Annotated in this window: 15 protein-coding genes and 1 pseudogene; 11 read left to right on the top strand and 5 right to left on the bottom strand. The window is 69.4% G+C overall.

What is annotated here, in order from left to right; translation table 11 throughout:
* The first annotated feature begins 60 nt into the window (after positions 1-60).
* The gene (locus tag HDC36_RS07600; protein WP_179565986.1) at positions 61-2,130 is read left to right on the top strand and encodes a TonB-dependent receptor; all 2,070 of its coding nucleotides are present in this window, start codon (positions 61-63) and stop codon (positions 2,128-2,130) included.
* A gap of 304 nt (positions 2,131-2,434) precedes the next feature.
* Here HDC36_RS07600 and HDC36_RS07605 read toward each other — a convergent pair whose 3' ends face one another.
* Entirely contained in the window at positions 2,435-2,797 is a 363-nt protein-coding gene (locus HDC36_RS07605; RefSeq protein ID WP_179565988.1) for a helix-turn-helix domain-containing protein, read from the bottom strand.
* 165 nt (positions 2,798-2,962) lie between these two features.
* On the opposite strand from HDC36_RS07605, the gene HDC36_RS07610 reads away from it, so the two are divergent.
* The 7 genes and pseudogenes from HDC36_RS07610 (at position 2,963) to HDC36_RS07640 (ending at position 11,750) form a co-directional block, all read left to right on the top strand.
* A complete protein-coding gene (locus HDC36_RS07610) occupies positions 2,963-3,370 on the top strand; it encodes a DoxX family protein (RefSeq protein ID WP_179565990.1) in 408 nt (135 codons plus the stop codon).
* 13 nt (positions 3,371-3,383) lie between these two features.
* Positions 3,384-4,127: an SDR family oxidoreductase gene (locus tag HDC36_RS07615; RefSeq protein WP_179565992.1), complete on the top strand. Its 744-nt coding sequence runs from the start codon at positions 3,384-3,386 to the stop codon at positions 4,125-4,127.
* 42 nt (positions 4,128-4,169) lie between these two features.
* Positions 4,170-4,520 (top strand): annotated as a pseudogene (locus HDC36_RS07620) (VOC family protein); the annotation flags it as partial.
* 459 nt (positions 4,521-4,979) lie between these two features.
* A complete protein-coding gene (locus HDC36_RS07625; protein WP_179565996.1) occupies positions 4,980-7,370 on the top strand; it encodes a TonB-dependent receptor in 2,391 nt (796 codons plus the stop codon).
* Between the two features lie 340 nt (positions 7,371-7,710).
* Positions 7,711-8,544, top strand: a complete 834-nt coding sequence (locus HDC36_RS07630) for a 2Fe-2S iron-sulfur cluster-binding protein (RefSeq protein ID WP_179565998.1) — start codon at positions 7,711-7,713, stop codon at positions 8,542-8,544.
* A complete protein-coding gene (locus HDC36_RS07635) occupies positions 8,531-9,532 on the top strand; it encodes a xanthine dehydrogenase family protein subunit M (RefSeq protein ID WP_179566000.1) in 1,002 nt (333 codons plus the stop codon). The genes HDC36_RS07630 and HDC36_RS07635 overlap by 14 nt, the downstream gene beginning before the upstream one ends.
* 22 nt (positions 9,533-9,554) lie before the next feature.
* A complete protein-coding gene (locus tag HDC36_RS07640) occupies positions 9,555-11,750 on the top strand; it encodes a xanthine dehydrogenase family protein molybdopterin-binding subunit (RefSeq protein ID WP_179566002.1) in 2,196 nt (731 codons plus the stop codon).
* A 174-nt stretch (positions 11,751-11,924) separates the two neighbouring features.
* On the opposite strand, the gene HDC36_RS07645 is transcribed toward HDC36_RS07640, so the two are convergent.
* Positions 11,925-12,530 (bottom strand): nucleotidyltransferase family protein, encoded by a 606-nt coding sequence (locus HDC36_RS07645; protein ID WP_179566004.1) that lies wholly within the window; start codon positions 12,528-12,530, stop codon positions 11,925-11,927.
* On the bottom strand, positions 12,527-13,597 hold the full coding sequence (locus tag HDC36_RS07650; RefSeq protein ID WP_179566006.1) for an XdhC/CoxI family protein: 1,071 nt from the start codon (positions 13,595-13,597) through the stop codon (positions 12,527-12,529). The genes HDC36_RS07645 and HDC36_RS07650 overlap by 4 nt, the downstream gene beginning before the upstream one ends.
* A gap of 364 nt (positions 13,598-13,961) precedes the next feature.
* Here HDC36_RS07650 and HDC36_RS07655 point away from each other — a divergent pair, with 364 nt between their 5' ends.
* Positions 13,962-14,783, top strand: coding sequence for an alpha/beta hydrolase (locus tag HDC36_RS07655; protein WP_179567922.1), 822 nt, complete (start codon positions 13,962-13,964; stop codon positions 14,781-14,783).
* Positions 14,784-14,953: 170 nt separating this feature from the next.
* Here the strand turns inward: HDC36_RS07655 and HDC36_RS07660 are convergent, their stop codons facing one another.
* Positions 14,954-16,105 (bottom strand): winged helix DNA-binding domain-containing protein, encoded by a 1,152-nt coding sequence (locus tag HDC36_RS07660; RefSeq protein WP_179566008.1) that lies wholly within the window; start codon positions 16,103-16,105, stop codon positions 14,954-14,956.
* Positions 16,106-16,370: 265 nt separating this feature from the next.
* Between HDC36_RS07660 and HDC36_RS07665 the strand changes: the two genes are divergently transcribed.
* Positions 16,371-16,814 (top strand): MarR family winged helix-turn-helix transcriptional regulator, encoded by a 444-nt coding sequence (locus HDC36_RS07665; RefSeq protein ID WP_179566010.1) that lies wholly within the window; start codon positions 16,371-16,373, stop codon positions 16,812-16,814.
* Positions 16,811-18,049, top strand: a complete 1,239-nt coding sequence (locus HDC36_RS07670) for an MFS transporter (protein ID WP_179566012.1) — start codon at positions 16,811-16,813, stop codon at positions 18,047-18,049. Before HDC36_RS07665 ends, HDC36_RS07670 begins: the two co-directional genes overlap by 4 nt.
* Here HDC36_RS07670 and HDC36_RS07675 read toward each other — a convergent pair.
* Entirely contained in the window at positions 18,046-18,741 is a 696-nt protein-coding gene (locus HDC36_RS07675; RefSeq protein WP_179566014.1) for a TetR/AcrR family transcriptional regulator, read from the bottom strand. The two genes, HDC36_RS07670 and HDC36_RS07675, sit on opposite strands and share 4 nt — an antisense overlap.
* Positions 18,742-18,743 lie beyond the last annotated feature (2 nt).

Raw genomic sequence — 18,743 nt, forward strand, 5'->3', positions numbered from 1 at the left:
GCGCGGCGCACGCGAGCGCCCGCGCTCGCCTGGCGGCGCCTTTTTTCCCTCCCATTCGGTATGCCTATGTCCTCCTCCCGCTCCCGCTCGCTCCGTCGCACCGCCCTGTCCCTGGCGCTGGGCGGCCTGCTCAGTCCCGCCCTGGCCCTGGCCGCCGATGCGTCCGCCGCGGACGCCGCCACGCCGCCGGCCAGCGACAGCCGCCATGCCGAGGGCCGCAAGCAGGACCGCCACGTGAAGGACATGGACGCGGTGGTGGTCACCGCCAGCCCGCTGCGCGACGCCGCCGGCGACCTGAGCCAGCCGGTGGAGGTGCTGGCCGGCGAGCGCCTGGACGAGAACCGCGGCGCCAGCATCGGCGAGACCGTGGCCAGCCTGCCCGGCGTGCAGAGTTCCAACTTCGGCCCCGGCGTGGGCCGACCGATCATCCGCGGCCTGGACGGCCCGCGCGTGGCGGTGCTCAGCGACGGCCTGTCCACCCAGGACGTGTCCACCGTCAGCCAGGACCACTCGCCGGCCGTGGAATCGTTCCTGGCCGACCAGATCGAAGTGCTGAAGGGACCGTCCACGCTGCTGTACGGCTCCGGCGCGATCGGCGGCGTGGTCAACGTGGTCGACGGGCGCATCGCCGAGACGCCGGTGGACGGCGTGCACGGCCGCGCCGAAGTGCGCTTCGACGGCGGCGACAAGGACGGCAACACCGACATGTTCCGGGTCGATGCCGGCAACGGCAGCGGCCTGTCGATCCATGCCGACGGCGTGTACCGCAACCAGAAGGACTACGACACCCCGCAGGGCCACCAGGCCAATTCCTTCCTGGACACCAAGACCGGCTCGATCGGCGCCTCGCTGGCCGGCGACTGGGGCTTCGTCGGCGTGTCGGCCTCGCGCTTCCGCGACAACTACGGCAACCCGGGCGAACCCGGCGACCTGGCCGCCGGCGAGCGCGGCGTGTCGCTGCGCATGCACCAGGACCGCTACGAGCTCAAGGGCGGGCTGACCGATCCGTGGGGCGACGGCAGCGCGCTGCGCTACAGCTTCGGCCACACCGCCTACACCCACACCGAGTTCGAAGGCGAGGAAGTGGGCACGGTGTTCGACAAGCGCGCCAACGAAGGCCGCGTCGAAGCCTCCTTCACCGTCGGCGGCGGCTGGCAGACCGCGTTCGGCGTGCAGGGCAGCGATTCCACCTTCCAGGCGATCGGCGAAGAGGCGTTCGTGCCGAAGACCGACACCCGCGCCATCGGCGTGTTCGCCGTGGCCCGCAACAACTGGGACCGCGTCACCGCCGAGGTCGGCGCGCGCGTGGACAAGGTCAAGTACGAGACCGACACCGGCGTGGACCGCGACTTCACTCCGAAGAGCTTCTCGCTCAGCGGCGGCTTCCGCTTCAACGAGCAATGGCGCCTGACCGCCAACCTGGATCACGCCGAGCGCGCGCCGGCCGAGGAGGAACTGTTCGCCGACGGCCCGCACATCGCCACCCTCGCCTACGAGATCGGCGACGCCGACCTCAAGCCGGAGAAGGCCAACCAGGCCGAGCTGGGACTGAACTTCAAGAACACCTGGGTGGATGCCAAGCTGGCGGCGTACTACAACCGCTACGACGATTTCATCTACATCGTCGATACCGGCGCGCAATGGTTCCACGAGGAAGACAACGACTTCCTGCCGATCCGCCAGTGGACCCAGGCCGACGCGATCTTCCATGGCTTCGAGGGCGAGGCCACCTTCCACCTGGCCGACAACGACAGCGGCGCCTGGGACCTGCGCGTGTTCGGCGACACCGTGCGCGCGCGGCTGAAGGACGGCGGCAACCTGCCGCGCATCGCCCCGGCACGCTACGGCGCGCAGCTGCGCTGGGACGCGAGCAACTGGCGCGCGTCGCTCGGTGCGACCCGCTACCAGAAGCAGGACAAGGTGGCGGTCAACGAGACCCCGACCGACGGCTACACGCTGGTCGATGCGCACCTGGCCTACCACGTCGATGCCGGCGCCACCGCGTGGGAAGTGTTCCTGGACGGCAACAACCTGACCGACCAGGACGCGCGCGTGCACACCTCGTTCCTGAAGGACGACGTGATGCTGCCGGGCCGCAACGCTTCGTTCGGCGTGCGCCTGTTCTTCTGACGCGGCTCCCCTCCCGCCCGCGCCGGAAGCGAGGCCGCCTCAGGGCGGCCTCTTTTTTTGTGTCCCCGCCATGATGGGGCAGCGCTCCCAAAAGGCGCCGCGCGCAGCAGGTCCGTTCGGAAAACGAAAGCGGCGCACAGCCAGCGCTTCGGCGCGCGATCGCGCGCGCTCCCGGATTATCCGACGCCCGGATCCGCTGTCGCCGCGCATATGCACAGGCCGCACCGGAACCATTCCGGCCGCCAAAGCCGCGCTGCACGGGCTCGCGTGCCAGACGCGATGCGGGCCAAGGAAGCGGCCTCGGTCATTTCGGTTTTCGGCCCCGCGCGTTCGCCTTGGTCGGCACCGTCTTTCCATGCTCATTCCACCAGGCGGTGAGCGCCTGCATCGTGGGACCAAGGCCTCGCGCCTTGTCGGTCATCGCGTACTCCACGCGCGGCGGAACCTCCGCATAGACGGTGCGTGAGATGAGGCCATCCAGTTCCAGCTCGCGCAACTGCGACGTCAGCATGTGCTGGGTGATGCCCGGGATCGACTTGCGCAATTCGCCGAAGCGATACACCCGCTGATTGAGCAGCCACATGATCTCGAGCTTCCATTTGCCCGAGAGCATCGAGAAAGCACGGCGCATCTCATCCTGCATGGTGAAATCACCTTTCGGTTTCATTGGTCTGCTTTTCCATACTTGGTGTCGATAATTCATCCTACTTGTGCGGATTCATCAAGCGCGTAAATTCTTATACATGCTCTTTGCCGCAGCGCAAACGAGCGAACGAGCGAAACGAAAATCGACAAAAGGCCTTGCCCAGGCGCGAGGCGACCGGAAACAACCATGACCCCGATCATTATCTATTGGACCAGCACGGCGCTATTGTCGCTGCTCTATCTGAGCTCCGCATTTGTATACGCGAGCAAAGCAGCGTGGGTCCGGCGGATCCTTGCCGAGCTGCATTATCCTGCCGCCTACCTCGTGCCGCTCATGATCGTGGTGAAGCTGCTCGCGCCGCTCGCGATCCTGTCGCGTTTCAGCGTGCCGCTGAGCGACCTGGCCTATGCCGGCATCTTTTTCCACCTGCTGCTGTCCGGATCTGCGCACCTTGGCGTGCGCAAGCCGAAGGGCGCGCTGCCGGCCGTCGTCGGCCTGGCCCTGCTGGCCGCGTCCTTCACCACGCAGAACGCCGCGCGCGACGTGCCCTCGCCCTACGGCTCGACCGCTGCGATCCACGACACAGCCCACTGAAGGGAGCAACGAAATGGCACGACTGAATGGAAAGATCGCGCTCGTCACCGGCGCCACGCGCGGGATCGGCCGCGCCACCGCCAGGCTGTTGGCGGCCGAAGGCGCCAAGGTGGCCGTGCTGTCGCGCACCGCGGCCACTGTCGACGCCGTCGTGGCCGAGATCAAGGCCGCCGGCGGCACCGCGATCGGTATCGCCGCCGACATCAGCGACGCGCAACAGATCAAGGCGGCGGTGAACAGGGCCGTGGAAGCGTTCGGCGGGCTCGACATCCTCGTCAACAACGCCTTCGATCCGTCGGCGCCGTTCTCTTCCGTCATCGAACTGTCGGCGGAGCAGTTGCAGCGCAATTTCGACACGGGGCCGATCGCCTATCTGCGCACCATGCAAGCCGCCTATCCGTATCTGAAGGCCAGCGGCGAAGGCCGCGTCATCAATTTCGGCTCATCGGCCGGCGTGGTCGGCTTGGCTGGCTATACGCCCTACAACATGGCGAAGGAGGCGGTCCGCGCCCTGACCCGCACCGCTGCGCGCGAATGGGGCGCCGACCGGATCACCGTGAACAACGTCCTGCCCGTGGCCGAGACCTGGGGTCCGGAACACGGCGTGCCGCCGCCGACCAATGCGTTGGGCCGCTTCGGGCAACCTGAGCCCGATATCGCCCCTGTCGTGCTGTTCCTCGCGACAGCGGATTCACAGTTCATCACGGGATCCAGCCTGACCCCTGACGGCGGACTCATCATCGACAGCGCCCGCTGAGACGCTGCGGCGCCGCACCGCGGCGCCGCGTGCCCTTCAACAAGGAAAACGCCAATGAAAACGCATGCACTCACCATCGACACGATCGACCCGCAGGCACTGGCAGCGTGGTGGTCGCAAGCCCTGGGCGTCGCGATCGGCACCGATCACGGCGTGCTCGTCACCCTGGACACGCCACCGCACCTCCTCCCTTTGCAGTTCTTCAAAACCGAACGGGCGACAACGGGGCGCAACAGGGTGCATCCGGATTTCAGGACGCCGGACCTGGACAAGGAGACCGAGCGCCTGTCCGCGCTCGGTGCGAGCGTGGTACAGAAATACGAACTGCCGCAAATCCGCTTCACGACCCTGGCCGACCCGGAAGGCAACACGTTCGATCTCATCCAGGAGTGATCGGGCGCGGCGATCCTCTCCCGCCAGGAGGATGCGACCGGCACAGGCGCAAAGCGTCGCATCGCCGCTATGGCCACTACCGAGAACGAACGGCCCGCTGTCGTGCCCGCTCTGCGTATCGATGGCGCCAGGTATTGGCGACAAGGCGCGCGCCGGCCCACCGGCCATTCGCAGCGGGAGACGCTGCAGCGCTGCGACGAAGCGATCGGCGCGGCAGCGCCTGCGCAGCGCCTCGCACGCGACGCCCGGCGGCGGCGATCGGCCTGCGCAGCCTGTCACGCAAACGCTGCCTCTACCGCGCTGCACAATGGCCTGGCCGCGCAACGGCGTTACAAAGAGTCCCGCGCGATGCCCCCTGCGTCGCGCTGTGCCGGCCGATCCTGCGTTGACCTGCGCTGCGCGCGCGGGCCGCCATGCCCACCGGCGCACCGTTGCGAATGAAGAAAGGAGAGATTCTTCATGAAACCTGCCATGCCCCTGCGCCTGCTGCCGCTGTCCATCGCCGCCACCCTGCTTGCACCAACGGCGTTGGCGCAGACCGCCACTGCGCCCGCCGCGCCCACAACGCAGTCCGACGCCACCACCCTGGATACCGTGGTGGTCAGCGGCACCGCGCGCTTCAAGGGCCTACGCAAGCGCGACGCCAGCTTCTCGATCACCACCGCCACGCCCGAACAAATCCAGCAGGCGGTGCCGCAGAGCAGCGCCGACCTGCTGAAGATCGTGCCCGGCGTGTGGGCCGAGCCCAGCGGCGGCGGCACCGGCGCCAACATCTTCGTGCGCGGCATGCCGTCGGAAGGCGATGCGCCGTTCGTCACCTTCCAGCTCGACGGCTCGCCGCTGTTCCCGCCGCCGACGCTGTCGTTCCTGGAAAATTCCACCCTGTTCCGTACCGACGACACCGTCGAGCGCCTGGAAGTGCTGCGCGGCGGCTCCAGCCCGATCTTCTCCAACGGCCAGGCCGGCATCACCGCCAACTTCATCCAGAAGCAGGGCCAGGACGAGCCGGCGGGCAGCGTGCGCCTCACCGGCGGCAGCGACAATCTGCGCCGCATCGACCTGTTCAACAGCGGGCCGATGGGCAACGGCTGGTACTACAGCATCGGCGGCTTCTTCCGCGAGACCGACGGCGTGCGCGACCCGCAGTTCTCCGCCGACAAGGGCGGCCAGTTCAGCGCCACCCTGAGCAAGCGCTGGGACAGCGGCGACCTGACCTTCTACGCGCGCCACACCGACGACAACAACGCCTTCTACACCGCGATCCCGCTGCTGTCGCGCAACAACGGCAGCGACCTGTCCAGCTTCCCCGGGCTCAACGCGCAGACCGGCACCCTGCTCAGCAACGACTTCCGCAATGTCAGCCTGCCGGTCGGCCCGAATGGCGAGACCGTGCAGCGCGACCTGGCCGACGGCCGCGGGGTCAACATCGACGTGTTCGGCGGCGAACTGAACTGGCAACTCGGCGACTGGACTCTCGCCGACCGTTTCAGCGTGATGGGCGGCACCGCGCCGACCTATGCATTGTTCACCGGCGATGCGCCGCAGCGCCTGGGCGATTTCATCGCCGGCTACGGCAGCACCGGCAGCGCCAGCTATACCAACGGCGGCGGCGCGGTCGATCCCGACCAGCAGGTGCTGGAAGCCGGCTGGTGGTCGGTGGACAAGCGCCTGAACTCCTTCACCAACGACCTGCGCCTGAGCCGCGAGCTGTTCGCCGGCAATACGCTCACCATCGGCAGCTACTACGCCAAATACTCATCCAACGACACCTGGTATCTGGGCAACACCATGCTGCTGACCGCGCAGAACCACGCGCGGCGCATCGACGTCAGCCTGGACGACGGCCGCCAGCCGACCCGCGACGGCTTCACCAGCACCGCCTTCTTCGCCCTGCGCGCGCACTACGACGGCGAGAACACGGCGGTGTTCGTCGCCGACGAATGGGAACTGGACGAACGCCTGCGCCTGGACCTGGGCGTGCGCTACGAGCGCCAGCGCGTCACCGGCACCGTGCACGACACCGCCACGGTGGACCTGGACGGCAACCCGGCCACGCTGTACGACAACGCCACCTCGGTCTCGCTGCCGAGCGCGCGCCGCATCGACCAGGACGACAATGCGCTGTCGTGGACCGCCGGCCTGAACTTCAAGCTCGACGACCACAACAGCCTGTTCGCGCGGGTCAATTCCGGGGTCAAGTTCCCCGGCTTCGACAACCTGCGCGACGGGCAGACCAAGGTGCAGGACATCGACCAGTACGAACTGGGATTGAAGTCCGGTGCGGCCGCCTACGACCTTTACCTGACCGCGTTCTACAACACCTTCAAGAACTCGCCGTTCCAAGCCTTCCTGGCCAATGGCAGCAACTTCACCACGGTCGGCGATTCGCGCGCCTACGGCCTGGAGGTGGAAGGCGCGATCCGTCCGTTCGGCGGCTTCGAACTGGCCGGCACCGGAGTGTGGCTGGACGCCAAGTACCGCAACTACCGCGAGTACACCGGCAACCAGGTGATGCGCCAGCCCAAGCGCCAGTTTAGGCTGACCCCGAGCTACTACTGGATGCTGCCGTTCGGCGACCTGCGCGTGTTCGCCACCTACTCCTACATCGGCGAGCGCTACGCCGACCTGGCCAACAGCCAGCGCCTGCCGTCCTACGACATGCTCGATGTCGGCGCCAGCCTGCATGCCGGCGAGCACTGGGAAGTCACCGCCAGCGGCAGCAACGTGACCGACGAACTGGGTCTGACCGAAGGCAATGTGCGCGTGCCCGGTGCGGCCACCGGCGGCGTGTTCATGGGCCGCCCGATCGCCGGCCGCCAGTACCAGGTGTCGGTGGCGTATCGCTGGTAGCGCCTGCGCATTGCCACCGCCGAAATTTACGATCGGCACGCTGTCGTAGGAGCGGCTTCAGCCGCGACAGGCGCTATCCGTAGCGCCTGTCGCGGCTGAAGCCGCTCCTACAGGAACGCAAAACGCTGCCCCCTTGCGAAATCCCGAATCCCGGCGACATCACCACCCCACCACCCTCCCTTCGCAATCTCTTCGCGACGCCGCTGCAATGCTCGGGCATGGGCGTCTCAGCGCGCCCGTGCGCCGGTGCCGCGATGGCGGCACCGCTACCCAGGTCGAACCGCCGATCCGTTGCTGCGCCAACGCAGCGATGCGGCGGTCCCCCAGGCAGGAGAGACCGATGCAGCACGATCCCCACCCTTCCCAGGCCGCGCCCGGCGCCGCCGACCCCACGCACGATGCCGGGCTGAGCGACGACGAGGCCGCGCTCGCGCGCCGGCTCGGGATCAGCGGCCTGTCGCGGCGCGAATTCCTCGCCCTGCTGTCGGCCGCCGGCCTCAGCAGCGCGGGCGGGCAGATCGTCTTCAGCGACGCCGCCTTCGCCGCGCCGGCCCCCAGTGCGGCCACGCCGCAGAACGCGATGCCGGTGGTGCTGCAGGTCAACGGCCAGCGCCACGCCTTGCAGCTGGACCCGCGCACCACGCTGCTGGACGCGCTGCGCGAACACCTGGCGCTGACCGGCACCAAGAAAGGCTGCGACCACGGCCAGTGCGGCGCCTGCACGGTGATCGTCGACGGCGAGCGGCGCCTGTCCTGCCTGACCCTGGCCGCGCAGGCCGAGGACGCGCAGATCACCACCATCGAAGGCCTGGCCGACGGCGAACGGCTGCATCCGATGCAGGCCGCGTTCGTGCAGCACGACGGTTTCCAGTGCGGCTACTGCACGCCCGGGCAGATCTGCTCGGCGGTGGCGCTGCTCAACGAGATCAAGCGCGGCGACGCCAGCCATGTCAGCGCCGACGTCAGCCAGCCGGTCACCGAACTCAGCGACGCCGAGGTGCGCGAACGCATGAGCGGCAACCTCTGCCGCTGCGGCGCCTATCCGAAGATCGTCGCCGCGATCCAGGACGTGCACAGCGGCGGCGCGCCGCGCCCGCTGACCTGGCGCTACGTCGACCAGTCCCAGCTGACCGCGCTGAAGCTGGCGAAGGAGGTGGCCGATGACGCCGTTTGACTACCGGCGCGCCAGCTCCGCCGAAGACGCGGTGCGCCGCGTCGCCGCCAATCCGAACGCGCGCTTCCTCGGCGGCGGCACCAACCTGCTCGACCTGATGAAGGAAGGGGTGACCGGCGCCGACGAGATCGTCGACCTGACCCGGCTCAAGGGCCTGGCCGAGATCGCCGAAACCGCCGACGGCGGCCTGCGCCTAGGCGCGCTGGCCAACAATACCCACACCGCCAACCACCCGCTGGTGCGACAGCGCTATCCGCTGCTGAGCCAGGCGATCCTGGCCGGGGCGACGATGCAGTTGCGCAACATGGCGACCAACGGCGGCAACCTGCTGCAGCGCACCCGCTGCGGATATTTCTACGACACCGCCCTGCCCTGCAACAAGCGCACTCCCGGCAGCGGCTGCGGCGCGCGCGAGGGGCTCAACCGCACGCATGCGATCTTCGGCCACAGCGAACATTGCGTGGCGGTGCATCCGTCGGACATGTGCGTGGCCCTGGCCGCGCTGGAGGCGACGGTGCAGGTGCGCACGCCGGCCGGCACCCGCCGCGAGATTCCCTTCGCCGACTTCCACCTGCTGCCCGACGCCCGCGCCGACCTGGACAACCAGCTGGCGCACGGCGAGCTGATCGAGTCGATCACCCTGCCCGCGCAGCGCTTCGCCGCGCACAGCCACTACCTGAAGGTACGCGACCGCGCCAGCTACGCGTTCGCGCTGATCTCGGTGGCCGCGGCGTTGGCGCTGGAGCCGGACGGGCGCATCCGCGAGGCGCGCATCGCGATGGGCGGGGTGGCGCACAAGCCGTGGCGCGCGCACGCCGCCGAACGCGCGCTGGTCGGGCAACGCGTCGGCGAAGCCGCCTTCGCCGCCGCCGCGCAGGCGGAGATGGCCGCCGCGCGCCCGCTGGCGCACAACGCCTACAAGGTGCCGATGGGCACCCACGCGATGATCCGCGCCCTGCACCGCGCCAGCGGCAGCGACGCCGCGTGAGCACCGAACCGGAGAACCCGCAATGAACTACATCGGCAAGGAAATGCGCCGCGTCGACGGTTACGCCAAGGTCACCGGCAAGGCGCGCTATGCGGCGGAATTCCAGATCCCGCACCTGACCCACGGCTACATTCTCACCAGCACCATCGCCAAGGGCCGCATCGTGCGCATCGACACCCGCGCCGCCGAGGCCGCGCCCGGGGTGATCAAGGTGCTGACCCATCTGAATTCGGTCAAGCCGGTGTCCGACGAGGTCAAGAAGAAAGGCGAAGACCTGTCGTTCCGCGCGCTGGTCGACGACCGCATCCATTTCAGCGCGCAGCCGATCGCGGTGGTGGTGGCCAGCACCTTCGAGCAGGCGCGGCATGCATCGCGGCTGATCCAGGTGGACTACGCCGCCGAAACCGCGCACACCGATTTCGACGCGCTGCTCGGCCAGGCGCACGATCCGACCCCGGACGAGTCGCCGAAGCCGCGCGGCAACCCGGCTGCCGCGTTCGCGGCCGCAAAGGTCAAGGTGGAAGCCGCGTACACGATGCCGATCGAGCACCACAACCCGATGGAACCGCATGGCGGCATCGGCTACTGGATCGGCGACACCCTGACCGTGGTCAACAAGAGCCAGAACGTGCACCAGGACCGCGAGCAGCTGGCCGGTTACTTCGGCATACCGATCGAGCGGGTCAACGTGGTGTCGCTGTTCGTCGGCGGCGCGTTCGGCTCGTGCCTGCGCCCGAACTACTACACCTTTTTGCTCGGCGCGGTGTCCAAGGCGGTCGGCCGCCCGGTCAAGATCGTCTACACGCGGCGACAGATGTTCAGCGGCCACGGCTACCGGCCCTACTACCGGGTGGAACTGGGGCTGGGCGCCGACGCCGCCGGCAAGCTGCAGGCGATCCGCTACCGGCACGTGCTCAACACCTCGCGTATCGAGGCATTCAACGAGGCCTTCTTCCGCAACGCGCGCTCGCTGTACGCCTGCCCCAACGTCGAGGACCGCTTCGAGGTGGTGGAGACCGACCTGCCGACGCCGCAGGCGATGCGCGCACCCGGCACCATCAGCCAGATGTTCGGCATCGAGTGCGCGATGGACGAACTGGCCTACGCGCTGAAGATGGACCCGCTGCAATTGCGCCTGGCCAACTACGCCGAAACCGACCCGGAGAGCGGCAAGCCGTTCTCGAGCAAGGCGCTGCGCGAATGCTATTCGCTCGCTGCCGAGACCTTCGGCTGGAGCAAGCGCACGCCCGAACCGCGCTCAATGCGCGACGGCCGCCTGCTGGTCGGCTGGGGCATGGCCACCGGCACCTGGGCGGCGATGCAGATGCCGGCGCTGGCGCGGGTGGTGTTGAAGGCCGACGGCAGCGCCCAGGTCGGCAGCGCCACCGCCGACATCGGCCCCGGCACCTACACGGTGATGACCCTGATCGCCGCCGAATACCTGGGCCTGGACGCCAAGCGCGTGCAGTTCGAACTCGGCGACACGCGCCTGCCGAAGGCGCCGTCGCAGGGCGGCTCGTGGACCACCGCCAGTGTCGGCAGCGCGATCCACGGCGCCGCGCGCGAGATCCGCGGCAAGCTGCTGGAACTGGCCAGGCAGGACGGGCAAGCCGCGTTCAGCGGGCTGGACGTGGATGCGGTGGAATTGGCCGACGGCAAGCTGCGCCCGACCGGAAAGCCCGAGGCCGGCCTGGAAGTGGCCAAGCTGATGCGCCAGCACGGTTTGCAGGAACTGGAAGTGGTGCACGAATCCAAGCCCTCGGCCGAGCGCAAGAAGTACGCCACCGCCGCGCACGGCGCGCAGTTCATCGAGGTTAAGGTCGATCCGGACACCGGCATGGTGCAGGTGACCCGGGTCATCGAGGCCACCGCCTGCGGCAAGATCATGAATCCGCTGACCTCGCACAGCCAGGAGATCGGCGGCGTGGTGATGGGCATCGGCATGGCGCTCAGCGAAGGCACCGAGGTCGACCATCGCTACGGGCGCATGCTCAACGCCTCGCTGGCCGACTACCATGTGCCGGTCAATGCCGACGTGCACCTGATCGAGACCATGTTCGTCGAGGAAGACGACAAGATCGTCAACCCGCTAGGGGTCAAGGGCATGGGCGAACTGGGCATGGTCGGCATTCCCGCCGCGATCGCCAACGCCGTGTTCCATGCCACCGGCAAGCGCATCCGCGAACTGCCGATCACGCCGGACAAGCTGATCGGCTGAGCGGCCATCGAGGCGCCGCGCGGTTGGCCTCGCGACGTCCGCTTATGCCATTGCCCTCCCATGCCTTGTTGTAGGAGCGGCTTCAGCCGCGACATGACGTATCAGGCAACCATGACGTATCAGGCAACGGGTCGCGGCTGAAGCCGCTCCTACAAAGGCGGGTTGCCCTGTGGCTTACGGATCCAACCAGCCGCGTTCCACCGCGGCCTGCACGTCCTGCGGCGTGTCCAGGTCCAGCGCCAGTGCCGGGGCAACGATGCAGCCGAGGCTGTCCGGCGCCATCGCCTCGAACAACCCGCGCAGGCCCTGGTCGCCGCCCAACGGCAATGCGTGCCAGCACGCCTGCGCCACCACCGCCGGCATACCGCGCACGCCGGCGTAGGCGCTGACCGCGCAACCGGAGGTGGCGCGCCGCGACGCAGCCAGCAGATCCTGCAAGTGCGCCGCCTCCAGCGCCGGCTGATCGCAGCCCAGCACCAGGCTGTGGGTGATCGAGGCATCCCCGTGCAATGCCTCGCGTAGACAAGCCAGGCTGCCGCCCATGCCGGTCGACCAATCGCGATTGACCACGATCTCCACCGGCAGGTCGTCCAGCGCCTGGCGCAGCGCCTCGGCCTGCGCACCCAGCACCACCACGCAGCGGGCCGGCGACGAGGCCAGCGCCAACCGCGCCGCGCGCCGCAGCAAGGGCTCGCCGTCGCGGGTCAGCGCCTGCTTGGCGTGGCCGAGGCGGCGGCTGGCGCCGGCGGCGAGAATCAGAGCGGCATGCGCGTTGCTCATCGCGCCGCCCCGCGCGCGCCGCTGTCGGCGCGCAACGGCGCGACCGAGGCCGACGCGACATCGCCGTGCAAGCGGGTCACGCTGCAACGGTTCGATTCTGGGATGGCGCTAGCCTGCTGCACGTCGCGGATGCCTTGCAATTGCGCGGCGATGCTCAGCGCGATCGCCTCCGCGCCGCTGCCGCCGAGGCGCAACCCGATCGGCGAATGCAGCCGCGGCAACAGTTGCGTGTGCTGCTGCGGGCGCAACAGCCGGAACAGGTCCTCGCGCCGGCGCGCCGGCCCCAGCAGCCCCAGGAACGGGATCGCGCTCGCCGCCAGCGTCTCCAACGCCTCGCGGTCGAGTTCGAAATGATGGTGCATCACCAAGGCCGCGTCGCTGTCGGCGCAAGCGTCCAGCGCACGGGTCGGCGTGCACGCCAAGACCTGGTCGGCCAGCATCGCCTGCGCCGCCCAGCGCGGACGCTGTTCCACCAGCGTGGTCATCCAGCCCAGTTGCCGCAGCAGCGGCAGCAGCACGGCGGTTTCCGGGCCGGCGCCGAACACGCTGACCCGCGGCGGCGGCGGCACCTGCACCTGGCCGCCGCAAGCCGCCGCGCCAGCCCATGCCTGGCACCGCAAACGCCACTGCAAGGTCTCGCCGGCCACCGCCGCGACGATGCCGCCGTCGGCATCCAGCGCCAGGCGCAACGCACCGCGCCGCTGCAGCCACGCCTGCGCCAGGCGTTCGAACCCGGGCAAGGCGCGCAACGGCAGCAGGGCCAGATGCAGGCGGCCACGGCAGCCCACCGCCGAACCGGACAGCAGGTCCTCGTCGTCGCGCGTGTCGATGTCCATCCAGGCCAGTTCGTTCGCGGCTGCCGCGGCCGCCGCGCAACGCGCGATCTCCGGCTCCAGGCAACCGCCGCTGAGCCAGCCCTGCTGCGCGCCGTCGGCGCCGAACAGCGCCACCGCACCGGCATGCGCGTAGGTGGAGCCTTCGGTGGCCATCACCACCGCCAGCACCGCAGGCGCGCGCTCACGGCAGGCGGCGATGGCATCGTGGAAACAGTGTCTGGCAGCGGACATGCGGCGGCACAGGCTGGGGGGGAACCCGCAGCCTAAGCAGCGGCCTGTGGTGACGAGGTGACTTGGCGGCGACGAAAGCGCGATGGCGCGACCGCGCATGCTCCAGGCGTGGCGCGGCAAACCAGCAGGATTATGCAATCGGCATCGTCCCGCGCCGCGCATCATCTGCATCGCTGCTTTCGACGCGGGAACTGCAATGGATGCTCACACGACGCACACCGGCATCGCCGATCCTGTCAGGCGGCGCCTGCTGCTCGGCGCCGCCGCATTGACCGCCCTGCCCCTGGCAGGCATCGCCGCACCGGGCCGAACCGGCCTTTCCCCCACGCCTGCGGCCAGCCCGCACGCCCATCAGGACACCACCATGCCCAGCATCACCACGCAAGACGGAACCGAACTCTTCTACAAGGACTGGGGCACCGGCCAACCCATCGTGTTCCATCATGGCTGGCCGCTCAGCGCCGACGACTGGGACGCGCAGATGCTGTTCTTCGTCGCCCAGGGCTACCGCGTCATCGCCCACGACCGCCGCGGCCATGGCCGTTCCACGCAGACCGCGAACGGCAACGACATGGACACCTACGCCGCCGACGTGGCCGCGCTGGCCAAGCATCTGGACCTGAAGAACGCGATCCACGTCGGCCATTCCACCGGCGGCGGCGAAGTGGCGCGCTATGTCGCCAAGCACGGCGCCGGCCGCGTGGCCAAGGCGGTGCTGATCGGCGCGGTGCCGCCGATCATGCTCAAGACCGTGAACAACCCGGGCGGCCTGCCGATGGACGTGTTCGACGGCTTCCGCACCCAGCTCGCGGCCAACCGCGCGCAGTTCTACCAGGAGGTGCCGGTTCCGTTCTACGGCTACAACCGCGATGGCGCCAAGGTCTCGCAGGGGATCAAGGACAACTGGTGGCGGCAGGGCATGATGGGCGGCGCCAAGGCCCACTACGACTGCATCAAGGCGTTCTCGGAAACCGACTTCACCGAGGACCTGAAGCAGATCGACGTGCCGGTGTTGATCCTGCACGGCGACGACGACCAGATCGTGCCGATCGCCGACTCGGCGCTGCTGTCGGCCAAGCTGGTCAAGCACGCCACGTTGAAGGTCTACAAGGGCTACCCGCACGGCATGTGCACGACCCACCCGGACGAGATCAACCAGGATCTGCTGGCCTTCTTCAAGGCCTGATCCGCCCGCCGGCGCACGCAACGCGTGTGCGCCGGCAGTTGCACGGCGGCCAGCATGGGGCTGCGCTGCGCGCTGCGCACGCAGCAAGCGCGGCAATGCCAACGCGATGCACGGTTCCATGATCTGCACCACGAACCACGACGTGCGCGGCAGGGCGCGCAGCGCCTGCGCTATTGCAGATGAAACCGCTCGAAGCGCTGCAGCGCCGCGTCGATCGCCGCCTTCAGCGCCGGCCGCTGCGGCACCAGCCAGGTCCATTTCTGGATCAGCAGCCTGCCCGCCTGGCGATCCATCTTCAGATCCAGCGCGGCGACGATGCGGTCGCCGACCAGCACCGGCAGCGCGAAGTAGCCGAGCACCCGCTGCGGCGCCGGCACGTAGGCCTCGAAGCGGTGTTCGTAGCCGAAGAACTGCTGCAGCCGCTTGCGCTGGATCAGCAACGGATCGAACGGCGACAGCAGCTGCGCGAGGGAATCGTCCGGCAGCGGCGGCGCATGCTCCAGCAGCGCCGGCGCAGCCCACAGCGCGGCCTGCTCCTGGCCCTGCAGATGCACCGGGACCAGGCGTTTGGCGGCGACCGCCGCGGCGATCAGCGCGCGTACCGCTGGCTTGGAGCCGGCATCGCCGTAGCAGATCGAATCCACGCCGACCAGGCCCTGCGCGCGCAGCGCGCGCTCCAGCAGATAGCGCGCGTACTGCACGTCGCTGGCCGGGCGCGGGCGCCGGCTCCAGCCGAAATGGCGCGCGGCCAGCTCGTAGGTCTTGAGCATGCCGCTGCGCTGGCCGACCACCAGGTCGCCGCTGAAGAAGCCGTAGCGCAACGCCGCGCGCGACGGCTTGCGGCTGCCCCACGGATGGGTCTTCTCGACCAGCACGTCGTCGTCGATATCGCGGATCGACAACGGCCCGTCGTTGCGGATGCGCCGCAGCAGCCTGGCGTAGTCGGCCGGATCGATCTTGCCGGCCGCGTCCGCCTGGGCACGGTAGCGCGCCATCTGCGCCACGTACATGCGGTAGTCGGCGATCGGCACATAGGCCAGCGCATGCGTCCAGTATTCGAACACCGACTTGTCCTGCGCCTGCGCCTGCTCCAGATCCTGCTTGCGATAGGCGGGAATGCGGCTGTACAGCACATGGTGGTGGCTGCGTTCGATCACGTGGATGGTGTCGATCTGCACGTAGCCCAGGTGCGCGGTGGCCTGCCGCACCGCCTCGGCCCCGGCGCCGAACGGCGCCGGGGTGGTCAGCCGCTGCGCATCCAGCCACAGCGCGCGCGCCCGCGCGGCGGCGATCGGCACAGAGACGGTGCGTGTGTTCGGCATCGGGACGGCACTCCGGCAAGCGCAAGGCGCCGCAGAGCATAGCAATGCCGGCGATCCGCGAGCGTGTGCGCAAGCGTCCGCGTGCGTCGCTGCGCCTGGGCGAAGCGTTGCATCGCTGCAGCTGCACGCGAGCCGCACCATTCGCCTGCATGCCGTCGACCGGCCATGGTCCCGCCCGCGCCGCCCGCGAACGGCGGCGGCACGCCGCCCTGCCCGTCCGTCCGGCGCTTGCCAATTACATGCATATGCACGTACTTTGCCGGACATGGACGACACCGCACCCTGCCGCTGCACCTGTTTCCTGCTGCGCCGCGCCGCGCGGCGTACCTCGCAGGTCTATGACCGCGAACTGAGCGCGGTGGGGCTGAGCCTGAACGAGTATTCGATCCTGCGCCGCGCCGGCACCGCGCAGCAGCTGGGCGCATTGGCCGAGCGGCTGGGCATGGACCGCAGCACGCTGTCGCGCAATCTCAAGCCGATGCAGGCGGCCGGCTGGATCGAGCAACGCCGCGGCGACGATGCACGGCAGAAGCTGGTGGTGGTCAGCGCCGCCGGCCGGCGCCTGCTCAAGCGCGCACTGCCGCATTGGGAACGCGCGCAGGCGCGGATCGATGCACTGGCCGGCAATGCCGCCATCGACGCCCTGCACCGCCAGCTGCGGCAGCTGGAACGCGCGCTGTGCGCGGACCGCGAGGACGCCGCCGCATGAGCGCCGCGGCGCCGCACGCGCAGGCCAGCCGTCACTGGGGCCTGCTGATCATCGCCTCGGCGACGCTGATGCTGACCATGGGCGCGCGCCAGACCACCGGCCTGTTCGTCGAGCCGATCCACCGCAGCAGCGGCGTCGGCATCGCCGCGATCAGCTTCGCGCTGGCGGTCGGCCAGTTCGTATGGGGCGCGGTCCAGCCTGTGTTCGGCGCGATCGCCGACCAGCGCGGCCCGCTGCCGGTGCTGTGGCTGGGCGGGATGATGCTGGCGCTGGGCCTGGCCCTGGCGCCGTGGCTGCCGACCGAGTGGGGCCTGATCGTCAGCCTGGGCCTGCTCGCCGCGGCGGGCGCCGGCGCCGGCAGCTTCTCGGTGCTGATCGGCGCCACCGCGCATCGCCTCGCGCCGGAACAGCGCTCGTTCGCCGCCGGCCTGATCAACGCCGGCGGCTCGCTCGGCCAGTTCCTGTTTGCGCCGCTGGTGCAATGGATGATCGGCGCCGCCGGCTGGGCGATGGCCATGACCGGCATGGCCGCGTTGTCGCTGTTGACCCTGCCGCTGGCCTGGCCGCTGCGCCGCAAGGGCCAGGCGCAGGTCGCGACCACAACCGCGACGGCGGCCGCGCCCGACGGCGGCTTGCGCGCGCAGCTGCGCGTCGCCCTGCGCGACCGCAGCTATTGGTGCCTGCACCTGGGCTTTTTCACCTGCGGCGTGCACATCGCCTTCCTGGTGACCCACCTGCCCGGGGAAATCGCGTTGTGCGGGCTGGCGCCCAGCGTCTCGGCCATCGCTATCGCGCTGATCGGCCTGTGCAACGTCGCCGGCAGCCTGATCGCCGGCAAGCTCGGCGAGCGCGTGCGCATGAAGTGGCTGCTGCTGGCGATGTACGCCAGCCGCGCGGTGCTGATCGCGCTGTACCTGCTCGCGCCGCCGACGCCGCTGACCTTCTACCTGTTCGCGGCCGCGCTCGGCTTCACCTGGCTGGCGACGGTCCCGCCCACCGCCGGGCTGATCGGCAAGCTGTTCGGGCCGCGCTATCTGGGCACGCTGTTCGGCCTGACCCTGCTGTCGCACCAGATCGGCGGCTTCTTCGGCGCCTGGCTCGGCGGCGTGGCGATGGAGCGCTTCGGCAACTACCAGTGGATGTGGTACGCGGACATGGCCCTGGCCGTGGCCGCAGCGCTGGTCAATCTGCCGATCCGGGAACAGCGCCCGCTGGCGGCCGCGCGGCCCGCCTAGGGCCTGGCGGCGATGCGCCGGCGCGTTGCCGGCGCAGGCTTGGCCGCCGCGCGATAGCCGCGCACGAACAGCGCGACCGCGCTTTCCACGCAACGCGCGCCCGGCCGCGGCGGCGCGACCGGCTCGCCGGTCAGCAATCCGCGCAACGCCGACCCGCTGGCGATCAACGCGAAGAACTGTGCGGACGCCTGCGCCACGTCGGCGATCGCCAGCGTGCCCTGCCGGATCTGCGCGCGCAGGAACCGCTGCATGGCGCGGTCGTAGCGCGCGAAACACAGGTCCCAGTACGTATCGGCCTGCTGCAGCGACACCTGCGTGGACAGCGCGAGCATGCGATGGATGGCCTGCAGCATCGGCGCGGCCGTCATCGCCATGAGGTCGTGCGCCACCGCCGTCAACCGCAGCTGCAGCGGCCCGCCGCTGGCGAGCAGCGCATCCCAGCGATCCGGCATCTCCCCCACCATCGCGTCCACGACCGCCTGGAACAGCGCGTCCTTGCTGGCGAAATGCGCATAGACGGTGGCCTTGGACACGTCCGCGCAGGCAGCGACGGCGTCCATGGTGGTGGTGTCGAAGCCGTTGCGGGAGAACAGCTGCCGCGCCGCATCCAGGATCGCGGCGTGCTTTTCGCGCGTCGCGCCCCGCTCGCCACGCCGCCGCGCCCGCGCCGGCGCGGGCACCTGGCGCGGCACCG

The sequence above is a fragment of the Xanthomonas sp. JAI131 genome (assembly GCF_013410075.1).
GTDB classification, from domain to species: Bacteria; Pseudomonadota; Gammaproteobacteria; order Xanthomonadales; family Xanthomonadaceae; genus Xanthomonas_A; species Xanthomonas_A bonasiae.